The organism is Mesorhizobium sp. M7A.F.Ca.CA.004.06.1.1 (assembly GCF_003999135.1).
In the GTDB taxonomy this organism is placed as follows: domain Bacteria; phylum Pseudomonadota; class Alphaproteobacteria; order Rhizobiales; family Rhizobiaceae; genus Mesorhizobium.
Map to the genome: position 1 here is coordinate 1 of NZ_RZPQ01000090.1, position 12,868 is coordinate 12,868.

The following is a 12,868-nucleotide window of genomic DNA, read 5'->3' on the forward strand; positions in this document are numbered from 1 at the left end:
CCCTCACCAATGCCTTTGCCACCGGCCGCATCGCCCAGGCCTGGATGCTGACCGGCGTGCGCGGCGTCGGCAAGACCACGACGGCGCGCATCCTCGCGCGGGCCCTGAATTATAAAACCGCTGACATCGACCAGCCTTCGGTCGACCTCGCCGTCCTCGGCGAACATTGCCAGGCGATCATGGAAGGCCGCCATGTCGACGTCATCGAGATGGACGCCGCCTCGCATACCGGCATCGACGACATCAGGGATATCATCGAGCGCGTGCGCTATGCGCCGGTCTCGGCCCGCTACAAGGTCTACATCATCGACGAAGTGCACATGCTGTCGACGCAAGCCTTCAACGGCCTGCTGAAGACGCTGGAAGAGCCGCCGCCGCACGTCAAATTCATCTTCGCCACCACCGAAATCCGCAAGGTTCCGATCACCGTTCTGTCGCGCTGCCAACGCTTCGACCTGAGGCGCATCGACGCCGGCGCTCTGGTCGCGCATCTGTCCTCGATCTCGGCCCAGGAAGGCATTTCTGTCGACGACGACGCGCTGGCGATGATCGCGCGCGCCGCCGAGGGCTCGGCCCGTGATTCGCTCTCCATCCTCGACCAGGCGATTGCCCATGGCGCCGGCTCTGTCGGCGCCGATGCGGTTCGGGCGATGCTCGGGCTCGCCGACCGCGCCCGCATCGTCGACCTGTTCGAACATGTGATGAAGGGCGATGTGGCGGCAGCCCTTGGCGAATTCCGTGCGCAGTATGACACCGGCGCCGATCCAGCCGCCGTGCTGACCGATCTTGCCGAATTCAACCATCTCGTCACCCGGCTGCGTTTCGTGCCGACGGCCATCGAGGATGCCTCGCTGTCGGAGGACGAGCGGCAGCGCGGCGCCGATTTCGCCAGAACGCTGTCGGTCAGGGTGCTGTCACGGACATGGCAGATGCTGCTCAAGGGCATCCCCGAGGTGCAGTCTTCCAACCGGCCGGTGAGTGCCGCCGAAATGGTGCTGATCCGGCTGGCGCATGCCGCCGATCTGCCGACGCTGGACGAGGCGCTGAGATCGCTCGATAGCGCTGCGCCTATGCAGAATGGCGCGCCGCGCCCGAATGGGACGTCGGCAAGTTCCGGCAATGGCGGTGGTGCCAGCGCGGTGGCGCAGACGCGCATGCCATCCGGATCGGGCGGGGCACAGAGCATGCGGCTGGTCGAAGCCTCGCCTGCTGCCGTTGCCTACGTCGCTCCGCCGGAGCCGGCCATGGAATCGGCGCCGCTGAAGTCGCTGGCCGACATCATTGCGCTCGCCGACGCGCAGCGCGACATCGCCTTCAAGGTGCTGGTCAAGAGCTGCATCCGGTTCGTGCGTATCGAGCCCGGCCGCATCGACGTCGGCCTGACCAGCGATGCGCCCAAGATGCTGCTCAACGACCTGACGACGAAGCTTCGCGCCTGGACCGGCCGCAGCTGGCTGGTCTCGCTGTCAAAGGAAGAGGGCGGCCAGACGCTCGCCGAAATGGAATCGGCCAAACGCGAGACGGCATTTCTCGATGCCAAGAGCGATCCCACCGTGGCCGCCATCCTGGCGCGCTTTCCCGGTGCCAAGATCATCGACGTGCGCATTCCAGACGCGCCGGAAGCCGAAACGACAGAGGCTGAAGTGCCGGTAGAGCCGCCGGCTGACGACGATGAAACCTGATCCAGCCACGAATCCGCAAAGGACCCGACCATGAAAGATCTTCTCGGCCTGATGGGCAAGGCGAAGGAAATGCAGGCCAAGTTCCAGGCCATGCAGGACGAGATCGCCACGCTGGAAGCGTCCGGCCAGGCCGGCGGCGGCCTGGTCAATGTGACGCTGACCGGAAAATTCGAGATGAAGTCGCTGAAGATCGATCCGTCTCTGTTCAAGGAAGACGATGTCGAGATCCTGGAAGACCTGGTGCTGGCCGCTCACAACGACGCCAAGACCAAGGTCGAGCAGATCATGCAGGAAAAGACCAAGGCGCTGACCGCAGGTCTGCCGATCCCGCCGGGAATGAAACTGCCCTTCTAGCATTCGGCGCGCGCGCCCATGATCGCCATGACCGAAGAGCCCTCCGAAAGACTGATCGAGCAGCGTATCCGCAACAGGATCTACGAGATCCTGGAAATCCTGGCCGATTGTGACGACGGCGTCGATCTCGTCGGCATCAAGGGTTATTTCTACCTGTTCGAGGATTTCGTCCATCGCCCGTCGATCGAAGCCGGCACATCGGCGCTTTCAAAGGACGAGCGCGCGATCGTGCTGGAGATCGCCGAGTTCCTGGAGGCAGCGAGCGAGACAAATCCGGACTTCACCAAGGCTGAGTTCATAGACAGCGACTGGCCGGGAAAGATCGCGCCGACGGCCAGGGAGGCGCGGACGCTGTTCCTCCGGCGCGGCCTGTTTTCGGAGAAGGTCGAGGAGCTTGAGCCCGGCCAGCCGGCGGCCATTACAGTGGGGCACTAATTCACTTTTAGGTCATGCAACTGTACCAATTTGGCAACAGAGCCTCATCAATAACGTTTTGGCCATCATTTTGCCCGAAAGTGTCTCATTCTTGCCGCAGCCTGGGGGCGGGCATGGAAGTGAGAGGGTTACCTGTTGATTGCCACGCGATGGAAGACGCCGCTGTTGCTCGGCGCCGTCATTTCACCCCTGTTTTTGGCTGCCTGCAGCCAGACCACGTCACACGGCATGTCCGTCGCCAGCCTGACCGACGCCATCACGCCGGGTTTCCTGAGCTCACGGGCCTACAGCCATACGCCGAAGGACAAGGAATGCCTGGAACGGGCGATGTTCTTCGAGTCCAACCGCTCGAGCCGCGACGGCATGATCGCGGTCGGCACGGTGGTGATGAACCGGCTGCGCTCCGGCAAGCACGGCAGCACCATCTGCCAGGTGGTGGGCGAGCGTGGGCAGTTCGCCCCCGGCGTCATGACAAGGCCGATGAATTCACGCGCAATGCCCGATGTCGAAGAGGCTGCCGAGGCGGTGCTCAAGGGTGAGCGCAAGGCCAAGCTCAAGAACACCATGTTCTTCCACACCGCCGGCTTACGCTTCCCCTACAAGAACATGCACTACACCATGGTTGCCGGCGGCAATGCCTTCTATGAGAAGCGCGGCCGCAACTGGCAGCCGCTGCCGGACGAGCCGCAGGTCGCCATTGCCTCGGCGGCGCCGCAGAAGCCAGCGGAGCCGGTGACGATGGTCGCGTCCGCCGAGCCGGTGCGTCCGGCCAAGCCGGCGACCGTCCGGTCCGTCCCTGCCCAGCAGACCTATATGACCGCGGCCGCCGCGCCGACCGCGAAATCCGCGCGTGTCTCGGCGGAGCCGACGGTGGTGGCGATGCAGGAGCCGATGGAGGAACCGGATGCCGCCCGTTTTGGCGGAACCTTGAACACAAGGACAAGGGTCATCTCCTCGGTCGAGGACGCGCCGCAAGAGGCGTCTATGGGATTCCAGTCGACGCCTGAGAACACCGACGCTGTCGGCGCGATGATCGTCAGCCAGGGCCGGCCGCTCGAAGCCAACTGATCTGCGCTCTATGGTCTGTCCAATGGTCCGCCCGGCTAATATGGTGGTTCATGCGGATGCGGGATGTTCCAAAGCGCTCTGAAAAATCCTGGAGCGGTTCACCGTTTCGCGGAAACGGTGAACCGCTCCAGCTTTTCGTTTTGACGCAATTCCCAAGGGAAAGCGCTTCGCGCTTTTCCCGGGAAAACCGCTTCGCACTTTTCCTGGAATTGCTCTAGATCAGAGCGATGTCGAAGCGAATCGCCGGTCCCGAGATCGAACGTCTGATCCAGCTCCTGGCCAAGGTGCCGGGGCTGGGTCCCCGGTCGGCCAGGCGTGCGGCCCTTCATCTGATCAAGAAGAAGGAGCAGCTTTTGTCGCCGCTGGCCGCCGCCATGGCCGAAGCGGCCGACAAGGTGCGCATCTGCTCGACCTGCGGCAATGTCGACACATCGGACCCTTGCATGATCTGCACCGACCCGCGCCGCGATGCCGGCACCATCATCGTCGTCGAGGACGTCTCCGACCTGTGGGCGCTGGAGCGCGCGGCGGCGATGAATGTGCGCTACCACGTTCTCGGCGGCACATTGTCGCCGCTCGACGGCATCGGCCCCGACCAGCTCAACATGCGGTCGCTGGTCGACCGCGTCGCCGGTGGCGAGGTCAAGGAGATCATCCTCGCCGTCAATGCGACGGTGGAGGGCCAGACGACCGCGCATTACCTCACCGATCAGCTGTCCGGCTTCGACATCAAGGTGACACGGCTCGCGCATGGCGTGCCGGTCGGCGGCGAACTCGACTATCTCGACGAGGGCACGCTGGCCGCGGCGCTGCGCTCGCGGACGGCGTTTTGACAAAGTTGCGGCAGAGGATGCGGGTCATGATTTTTGCGCGTCCACCAAGGCTGGTGCCAAACACCCCCCTCTGTCCTGCCGGACATCTCCCCCTCAAGGGGGGAGATTGGCTGGCGGCTCAGCTTTCGATAATCACCCACGTTGCGGGCAGAGCGCCGCCCGTGAAGCTGCCGATCTCCCCCCTTGAGGGGGAGATGGCCGGCAGGCCAGAGGGGGGCGCGCCAGAACGCGGCCTTCGCCAGTTTTGTCTTGCATTCTTACTGGCTGCCCTTGCCTTCCTCTTCCTTTCCACCCCCGCCTCCGCCGCAAAGATCGACGACCAGTTCCGCGCCTGGCTGCAGAACGACCTCTGGCCGCAGGCCAAGTCACAAGGCATTTCCAAAACCACCTTCGATGCCGCCTTCGACGGCATCAAGCCCAATCTGAAACTGCCCGACCTGGTCAAGCCGGGCGAGAAGGCGACCACGCCGCGGAAACAGCACCAGGCCGAATTCGGTTCGCCCGGCGCCTATTTCGCCGAGAAAACGGTTCGTGCGGTGACGGCGGGCGGGCGGGCGCGCGAAGCCACCAATGCCAGGACACTTGCATCAATCGAAAAGCGCTATGGTGTGCCGGGCGAAGTGCTGCTGGCGATCTGGGGCCGCGAGACCGGATTCGGCGCGGCGAAGGTGCCTTACGACGCCTTCGAAGTGCTGGGCACCAAAGCGTTCATGTCGACCAGGAAGGACTTCTTCCGCACCGAGTTGCTTGCTGCACTCGAGATCGTCGAGCGCGGTCTTGCTCCGGTCGGCGCGATGAAATCGTCGTGGGCCGGAGCGCTCGGCCAGCCGCAATTCATGCCGACCTCGTTCCTGAAACATGCCGTCGATTTCGACGGCGACGGCCGCGCCGACATCTGGAACTCGACGCCGGACGTGCTGGCCTCGATCGCCAATTATCTCGTCCATTACGGTTGGGTAAAGGGCCGCGGCTGGGGTTTCGAGGTGACGGTGCCGGAAAGCGTTTCCTGTTCGCTGGAAGGCCCGGACCAGGGCAAGAAAATCTCGCAATGGGCTGATATGGGCATCAAGCGCGTCGGCGGCAAACCGTTTCCAGCAAGTGAGCTGAAGGCCGAAGGCTTCCTGTTGATGCCGGCAGGGCGCAGCGGCCCGGCCTTTGTCGCCACGCCCAATTTCTACGTGCTGAAGCAATACAACACCAGCGACCTCTACGCGCTGTTCATCGGCCACGGCGCCGATCGCATCGCCCATGGCGACGCGAATTTTGCCGGCAGCTGGGGCGCGGTTGGCGGGCTCCACCGTTCGGACATCGCGGCCCTGCAGCGGTCGCTGGAAGCCAAGGGCTATGATGTCGGCAGCGCCGATGGCCTGCCCGGCTTCAAGACCCGCCGTTCGATCGGCACGTGGCAAGCCAAGAACGGCCGCGCCGCCACCTGCTTCCCTGACGCCGACCTGGTCGCGGCGCTGAAGTAGCCGCGACATTCGCCAGATTTTCCCCGATCGGCAGCCTCTATTGGCTGGCTTGTGCGTCGGCATCCCGCCGGCCTTTCTGGCCCATTGAGCCGTCGCACAAATGCTCGTTGCCCGCCACCAGGCTGCCGGATATGGTGTTGACCAACTGGACAAAAACCGCAACGGTAGGAGATCCGTGGGCCCCTCTCCAGGCCCGAAAAAAATTCCACAACCCTGAGCCGGGAACTCAGGTCAACAAACAACAAAACAGGGAACAATCACGATGATGATGGAAAAGTTTGCTCTACGCTCTCGCTTCCTGCTTGCGGGTGCAGCCATGTCCGCACTGCTTCTGGCCGGCGCGCCCGCCGGTGCGGTCACGCCCGCCGACACGCTGGTCGAAGGTTTCGCGATCGACGACATCATCTCCATGGATCCGGGCGAGGCGTTCGAGTTGTCGACCGCCGAGGTCACCGGCAATACCTATGATCTGCTGGTCCGTCTCGACCTCAGCGACACCTCCAAGGTCAAGGGCGACCTCGCCGAAAGCTGGACCGTCTCCGACGATGGGCTGACCTACACCTTCAAGCTCAAGCCCGGCCTCAAATTCGCCTCCGGCAATCCGATCACCGCGGCCGACGTCGCCTGGTCGTTCGAACGCGCCGTCAAGCTCGACAAGAGCCCGGCCTTCATCATCGGCCAATTCGGCATCAGCGGCGACAACGTCGCCGAGAAGGCCAAGGCGGTCGACGAGACCACTTTCCAGTTCACCGTCGACAAGGCTTATGCCCCGAGCTTCGTCCTGAACTGCCTGTCGGCAACGGTCGCTTCGGTGGTCGACGCCAAGCTGGTCAAGGAACATGTCGCGGCGGTCACGCCGAGCGCCGACTACAAATGGGACAATGATTTCGGCAATGCCTGGCTGAAGACCGGCTATGCCGGCTCCGGCGTCTTCAAGCTGCGCGAATGGCGCGCCAATGAGGCAGTCGTTCTCGAGCGCAACGACAATTACCATGGCGAAAAGGCCAAGCTTGCCCGCGTCATCTATCGCAACATGAAGGAAAGCTCGGGCCAGCGCCTGGCGCTCGAAGCCGGCGACATCGACGTTGCCCGCAATCTCGAGCCGAACGATCTCGACGCCATCGCCAAGAACGCCGATCTCACGACCACCAGCGCGCCGAAGGGCACCGTCTACTACATCAGCCTCAACCAGAAGAACCCGAACCTTGCCAAGCCGGAGGTCCGCCAGGCCTTCAAATATCTGGTCGACTATGATGCCTTGAGTTCCACCATCCTCAAGGGCATAGGCGAAATCCACCAGACCTTCCTGCCCAAGGGTGTGCTCGGCGAATTGGATGAGAATCCGTTCAAGCTCGATGTCGCCAAGGCCAAGGAATTGCTGGCCAAGGCCGGCCTGCCCGACGGCTTCAGCGTAACCATGGACGTACGCACCGGCCAGCCGACGACCGGCATGGCGGAATCGATCCAGCAGACGCTTGGCCAGGCCGGCATCAAGCTCGAGATCATCCCGGGCGACGGCAAGCAGACGCTGACCAAATATCGCGCCCGCAACCACGACATCTATATCGGCCAGTGGGGCCAGGATTATTTCGACCCGAATTCCAACGCCCAGACCTTTGCCTCGAACCCGGACAATTCGGATGCGGGCAAGTCCAAGACGCTGGCCTGGCGCAACGCCTGGGACATTCCGGACCTGACCAAGGAGACGGAAGCAGCACTGCTCGAGAAGGACGCCGGTAAACGCGCTGACATGTACAAGGATCTGCAGAAGAAGATCCTGGACACCAGCCCCTTCGTCGTCATCCACCAGCAGCTGGAAGTGGCCGGCCTGCGCAAGAACCTCAAGGGCTTTGCGCTCGGCCCGAGCTTCGACAGCAATTTCGTCGGACCGGTGTCCAAGGAATAATGCTCGCGGACACGCCGCATGAGCGCGGTTGAAAAAGAAATGGCGGCGGGGCGCGGCAGCGCCCGCGCTGTCGCTATTGCATCATCCTTTGGCCGTTTCCTGGTCATTGCGATCACGACCTATCTTGGTCTGCTCGCGGTCACCTTCTTCATCGGCCGCGTCATTCCGATCGACCCGGTGCTGGCGGTGCTCGGCGACCGGGCGCCGGCCAATGTCGTCGAGCGCACGCGCCGCGAGATGGGCCTCGATCTGCCGTTGATCGAGCAGTTCTACATCTATGTGAAAAATGCCCTGAACGGTAATTTCGGCGTCTCCGTGCTGACCACCAATCCGGTCATGACCGACATTCGCCGGGCGCTGCCGGCCACCACCGAACTGGCGACGCTGGGAACGCTGATCGGGGCGCTGTTCGGCGTGCCGCTCGGCGTGCTGGCGGCGGTCAAGCGCGGCAGTCTCATCGACCAGATCGTGCGCATCATCGGCCTGATCGGCTATTCCGTGCCGATCTTCTGGCTCGGCCTGCTGGCGCTGGTGCTGTTCTATGCCAAGCTGCAATGGGTTGCCTTCCCGGCGCGGCTCGACGTCGTCTACGAGTACACTTTTACGCCGATCACCGGCTTCTATCTCCTCGACTCCGCGATGCAGGGGCAGTGGGACGTGTTTTACGACGCCTTCCGCCACATCATCCTGCCGGCATCGCTGCTCGGCTACTTCTCGCTCGCCTATATCAGCCGCATGACGCGCTCGTTCATGCTCAACGAACTGTCCCAGGAATACATCGTCGCGGCGCGCGCCAAGGGCCTGTCGGAAACCCGCATCATCTGGGGCCACGCGCTGCGCAATGCGGCGGTGCCGATGGTGACGGTGATCGCGCTCTCCTATGCCGGGCTGCTCGAAGGCTCGGTGCTCACCGAAACCGTGTTCTCGTGGCCGGGCATCGGCCTTTACATCACCAATTCGCTGCAGAACGCCGACATGAATGCGGTGCTCGGCGGCACCATCGTCATTGGCTCGGTGTTCATCGCCATCAATCTGCTCTCCGACCTGCTGTATCGGGTGCTCGATCCGAGGACGAAGGTTCAATGAGCGCCGACACCATCCAGAGTCGTCGCGACTGGCTGCTCAGCGAGCGGCCGGCCTCGCGCATGCAGGCAAGGCTCGGCCGCGCCTATGTGGCGTGGCGGCGCTTTTCCGCCAACCGGCTGGCCTTTCTCGGCCTGCTCATCATCATTGCCTTGCTGGCCGTCGCCGCCCTTGCCGGCGTGCTGGCGCCCTATTCTCCGACGTTCGGCGACCTGAAGAACGCGCGCCTGCTGGCGCCGAGCGCCGAGCATTGGTTCGGCACCGACGATCTCGGCCGCGATATCCTGTCGCGCATCCTCTACGGCTCGCGCTGGACGCTCTATGTGGTCATCCTGGTGGCCATCATCGCGGCACCGATCGGCCTCTTGGTCGGCACGGTGGCCGGCTATGCCGGCGGCTGGACCGATGCCATCCTGATGCGCATCACCGACATCTTCCTCGCCTTTCCCAAGCTGATCCTGGCGCTGGCCTTTGTCGCAGCACTGGGCCCCGGCATTGAGAATGCGGTGCTGGCCATCGCCATCACCTCATGGCCGCCCTACGCCCGTATCGCGCGCGCCGAGACGCTGACGGTGCGCAATTCCGATTACATCAAGGCGGTGCAGCTGATGGGCGCCTCGCCCTTCCGCATCGTGCTGCGCCATATCATGCCGCTTTGCATTTCGTCCCTGATCGTCAGGGTGACGCTCGACATGGCCGGCATCATCCTGACCGCCGCCGGGCTCGGTTTCCTCGGCCTCGGCGCGCAGCCGCCGCTGCCCGAATGGGGCACGATGATCGCGTCCGGTCGCCGCTTCGTGCTCGACCAATGGTGGGTGGCTGGTGCGCCGGGCTTCGCCATCCTCATTGTCAGCCTCGGCTTCAATCTGCTCGGCGACGGCCTGCGCGACGCGCTCGACCCTCGCAGTGGTGACCAATGAGCAGGGAAACGAAGACGCTTCTCGACGTCGACGACCTGCGCGTCACTTTCCCGACCCGCACCGGGCTGATCGAGGCGGTGCGCGGCGTCTCCTTTTCGCTCGGTCGCGAACGGCTCGGCATCGTCGGCGAATCCGGCTCCGGCAAATCGCAGACCGGCCGCGCCATTATGGGGCTGACGCCGCCGCAGGCGCGGATATCGGCCAACAAGCTCGCCTTCGACGGCATCGACCTGCTCAGCGTCTCGCCACGCGAACGCCGGAAGCTGCGCGGCAAGCGCATCGCCATGATCCTGCAGGACCCGAAATATTCGCTCGACCCTGTCATGAGCATCGGCCGCCAGATCGTCGAGACGCTGCGCACCCATGAAAAGGTCGGCAAGGCCGAGGCGCGCGACCGCGCATTGGCCATGCTGGAGGCGGTGCAGATCCGTGATCCCTCTCGCGTCTTCAACCTGCATCCGCATGAAGTTTCGGGCGGCATGGGCCAGCGCGCCATGATCGCCATGATGCTGATCGCAGGACCGGAAATGATGATCGCCGACGAACCGACTTCGGCGCTCGACGTAACCGTGCAGCTCGATGTGCTAGGCATCCTCGACAAGCTGGTCAGCGAACGCGGCATGGGGCTGATCTTCATCTCGCACGATCTGCGCCTGGTCTCATCCTTCTGCGACCGCGTCATCGTCATGTATGCCGGCAAGGTGGTCGAGCAGCTCAAGGCGTCCGAACTCGGCCATGCCCAGCATCCCTACACGCGCGGCTTGCTCAATTGCATGCCCAAGATCGGCGCCGACCGCCACCCGCTGCCGGTGCTCGACCGCAAGCCGGAGTGGGCGGCATGACTTCCGCGATTGCCGTCGACAGGCTGGAAGTGATCTTCGACCGTTTTCGCGCGCTGAAGGGTGTCAGCCTCGACGTGCAGCCGGGCGAATCCTTCGGCCTGGTCGGTGAATCCGGCTCCGGCAAATCGACGCTGCTGCGGGCCATCGCCGGCCTTGCGCCGGTCGCATCGGGCAGCATCGTCGTCAACGGCAAGACGCTTGGGACACGCCGCGACAAGGCCTTCTACCGCGAAGTCCAGATGGTCTTCCAGGATCCGTACGGCTCGCTGCACCCGCGCCAGACCGTCGACCGGCTGCTGCAGGAACCGCTTGCCATCCATGGCTTTGCCGACGGCGAAAAGCGCATCCAGCGGGCGCTCGACGAGGTCGGCCTCGGCAACGGTTTTCGGTTCCGCTATTCGCACCAGCTCTCCGGCGGCCAGCGCCAGCGCGTGGCGATCGCCCGTGCGCTGATTCTCGAACCGTCGATCTTGCTGCTCGACGAGCCGACCTCGGCGCTCGATGCCTCGGTGCAGGCGGAAGTGCTCAACCTGTTGGAAGAGGTACGCAGGCGGCGCAAGCTGACCTTCCTGATGGTCAGCCACGACCTCGCCATCATCACCCATATGTGCGAGCGGCTGATGGTGATGCAAAGCGGCGAGGCGGTGGAGAATCTGGCGGCGGCAGACCTTGTCGAACGCCGCGTAACCAAGGATTATACGCGCAATCTGTTGCGGGCCAGCGATGGGTTTGTGAGAACCGCCTGAATTCGTTTTCTCGTTTTGCGTCGAACAACCATCTCGGGGAATTCCTATGGAGGAATGGAAGTTTGCGGATCCGCCCAATCTCGCAGTGTATTCGGACAAGAGCATATTTAAACGTGGCGACTGGATCGCATACGTTGTGCATGAAGATGACGACGACGACAGCTACAACGACGAAGGTGGCACTTGGCAATTCCACAACAGCGAACCCGGACCTGTGGATGACGGCGACATAATGCTCGTCGGCCTGCAAGAGGTGGTGAGGTGGGATCAAACTATCCTGGAGTTGGCCGATTTGCCTAAAGGTTGGCATGCTTGGCGCGCCTCGAAATCATCGCCATGGCGGCGTGCAAAGTCACGTCCCGTACCCTCTAACGACAACGAATGACCCGGCAAAGCCTTAAGTCTGAGCTTGCACCGGTTCGCCGCTCTCCACAGGTGGCTCTTCCTGGGCTTCAGGCTCCTTGATCCTGAACCACGTCACATAAAGCGCCGGCAGGAACAGCAACGTAATCGCCGTGCCGGCAATGATGCCGCCCATCATGGCATAGGCCATCGGGCCCCAGAACACTTCACGTGCGATCGGGATCAGCGCCAGGCTGGCGGCGGCCGCCGTCAGCGCGATCGGGCGCATCCTGTGTTCCGTCGCTTCGATGACAGCGGCCCAGCGGTCCTTGCCGTCCCGGACGAGATCCTCGATCTGCACGATCAGGATGACCGAGTTGCGGATCAGGATGCCGATCAGCGCCAGCACGCCGAGGATGGCGACGAAGCCGAGCGGTGCTCCGCTCGGCACCAGGGCCGCCACCACGCCGATCAGGCCGAGCGGCGCCACGGCCACCACCAGGAACAGGCGCTGGAAACTCTGCAACTGCACCATCAGGATCGTCGCCATGACGAACAGCATCAACGGCACGACGGCGGCGATTGGTCCCTGGCTTTTGGCACTCTCCTCGACCGAGCCGGCGGTGGCGATCGAATAACCCGGCGGCAGCTTGGCGGTGAAGGCATCGACCGACGGCTTCAACTCGTTGACGACGGTGGCCGGCAGCACGTCGCCGACCAGTCCGGCGCGCACGGTGATGGTCGGGATGCGGTCGCGTCGCCACACCGTTGGCTGCTCCAGATCGTAGCGGAAGTTGGCGACGGCCGCGAGCGGGATCGCCTCGCCGGTACTGGTCGGCAGCTGCATGTTCTGCAAGGTTTCGATCGAGCCGCGTTCGGACCCACGCGAGCGCGCCACGACATTGATCAGATAGGTGGCGTCGCGCACCTGCGTGATGGTGGCGCCGCCGACCGTACTGTTCAGCGCGCTGGCGATGTCGGAGGAGGTGATACCGAGCTGGCGTGCCTTGTCCTGCAGCACGTCGACCCTCAGCACACGCTGCGGCTCGTTCCAGTCGAAGGTCGGCGCTGCTAGCTTTGGATTGGCGGAGATGACACCGGCGAATTGCTGCGCCAGTTCGCGCACCGTCTGGATGTCGGGACCGCCGACGCGATATTGCACCGGGCGGCCGACCCGCGGTGCGC

At 63.6% G+C, this 12,868-nt stretch carries 13 protein-coding genes; 12 read left to right on the top strand and 1 reads right to left on the bottom strand.

From position 1 onward, the window contains the following. From EN906_RS08375 to EN906_RS08435, 12 genes are all read left to right on the top strand, one after another. Positions 1 to 1,682, top strand: a 1,682-nt coding sequence (locus tag EN906_RS08375; protein ID WP_127375133.1) for a DNA polymerase III subunit gamma/tau, incomplete at its 5' end; no start/stop codon positions are given. A gap of 30 nt (positions 1,683 to 1,712) precedes the next feature. Further along, a complete protein-coding gene (locus EN906_RS08380; RefSeq protein ID WP_013527931.1) occupies positions 1,713 to 2,036 on the top strand; it encodes a YbaB/EbfC family nucleoid-associated protein in 324 nt (107 codons plus the stop codon). Between the two features lie 27 nt (positions 2,037 to 2,063). Continuing rightward, positions 2,064 to 2,471 carry a hypothetical protein gene (locus tag EN906_RS08385; RefSeq protein WP_127272517.1) on the top strand — a complete coding sequence of 136 codons (408 nt, stop codon included), beginning with the start codon at positions 2,064 to 2,066 and terminating at the stop codon, positions 2,469 to 2,471. A 135-nt stretch (positions 2,472 to 2,606) separates the two neighbouring features. Continuing rightward, positions 2,607 to 3,539 (top strand): cell wall hydrolase, encoded by a 933-nt coding sequence (locus EN906_RS08390; protein ID WP_127272515.1) that lies wholly within the window; start codon positions 2,607 to 2,609, stop codon positions 3,537 to 3,539. A 227-nt stretch (positions 3,540 to 3,766) separates the two neighbouring features. Further along, complete coding sequence (gene recR / locus EN906_RS08395) at positions 3,767 to 4,372, top strand: recombination mediator RecR (RefSeq protein ID WP_027039603.1); 606 nt, start codon at positions 3,767 to 3,769, stop codon at positions 4,370 to 4,372. A gap of 194 nt (positions 4,373 to 4,566) precedes the next feature. Continuing rightward, positions 4,567 to 5,844 (top strand): lytic murein transglycosylase, encoded by a 1,278-nt coding sequence (locus EN906_RS08405; protein ID WP_127301543.1) that lies wholly within the window; start codon positions 4,567 to 4,569, stop codon positions 5,842 to 5,844. A gap of 262 nt (positions 5,845 to 6,106) precedes the next feature. After that, the gene (locus EN906_RS08410; RefSeq protein WP_127267906.1) at positions 6,107 to 7,750 is read left to right on the top strand and encodes an ABC transporter substrate-binding protein; all 1,644 of its coding nucleotides are present in this window, start codon (positions 6,107 to 6,109) and stop codon (positions 7,748 to 7,750) included. 18 nt (positions 7,751 to 7,768) lie between these two features. After that, positions 7,769 to 8,836 carry an ABC transporter permease gene (locus tag EN906_RS08415; RefSeq protein WP_127267905.1) on the top strand — a complete coding sequence of 356 codons (1,068 nt, stop codon included), beginning with the start codon at positions 7,769 to 7,771 and terminating at the stop codon, positions 8,834 to 8,836. Next, positions 8,833 to 9,753: a nickel transporter permease gene (gene nikC, locus EN906_RS08420; protein WP_127267904.1), complete on the top strand. Its 921-nt coding sequence runs from the start codon at positions 8,833 to 8,835 to the stop codon at positions 9,751 to 9,753. The genes EN906_RS08415 and nikC overlap by 4 nt, the downstream gene beginning before the upstream one ends. After that, positions 9,750 to 10,595 (top strand): ABC transporter ATP-binding protein, encoded by an 846-nt coding sequence (locus tag EN906_RS08425; protein WP_127267903.1) that lies wholly within the window; start codon positions 9,750 to 9,752, stop codon positions 10,593 to 10,595. The genes nikC and EN906_RS08425 overlap by 4 nt, the downstream gene beginning before the upstream one ends. Further along, positions 10,592 to 11,341: an ABC transporter ATP-binding protein gene (locus EN906_RS08430; RefSeq protein ID WP_127267902.1), complete on the top strand. Its 750-nt coding sequence runs from the start codon at positions 10,592 to 10,594 to the stop codon at positions 11,339 to 11,341. The genes EN906_RS08425 and EN906_RS08430 overlap by 4 nt, the downstream gene beginning before the upstream one ends. Before the next feature lie 46 nt (positions 11,342 to 11,387). Next, positions 11,388 to 11,726, top strand: coding sequence for a hypothetical protein (locus EN906_RS08435; protein ID WP_127267901.1), 339 nt, complete (start codon positions 11,388 to 11,390; stop codon positions 11,724 to 11,726). Positions 11,727 to 11,738: 12 nt separating this feature from the next. Here EN906_RS08435 and EN906_RS08440 read toward each other — a convergent pair. Continuing rightward, on the bottom strand, positions 11,739 to 12,868 hold a 1,130-nt coding region (locus tag EN906_RS08440), incomplete at its 5' end, for an efflux RND transporter permease subunit (protein ID WP_164777132.1).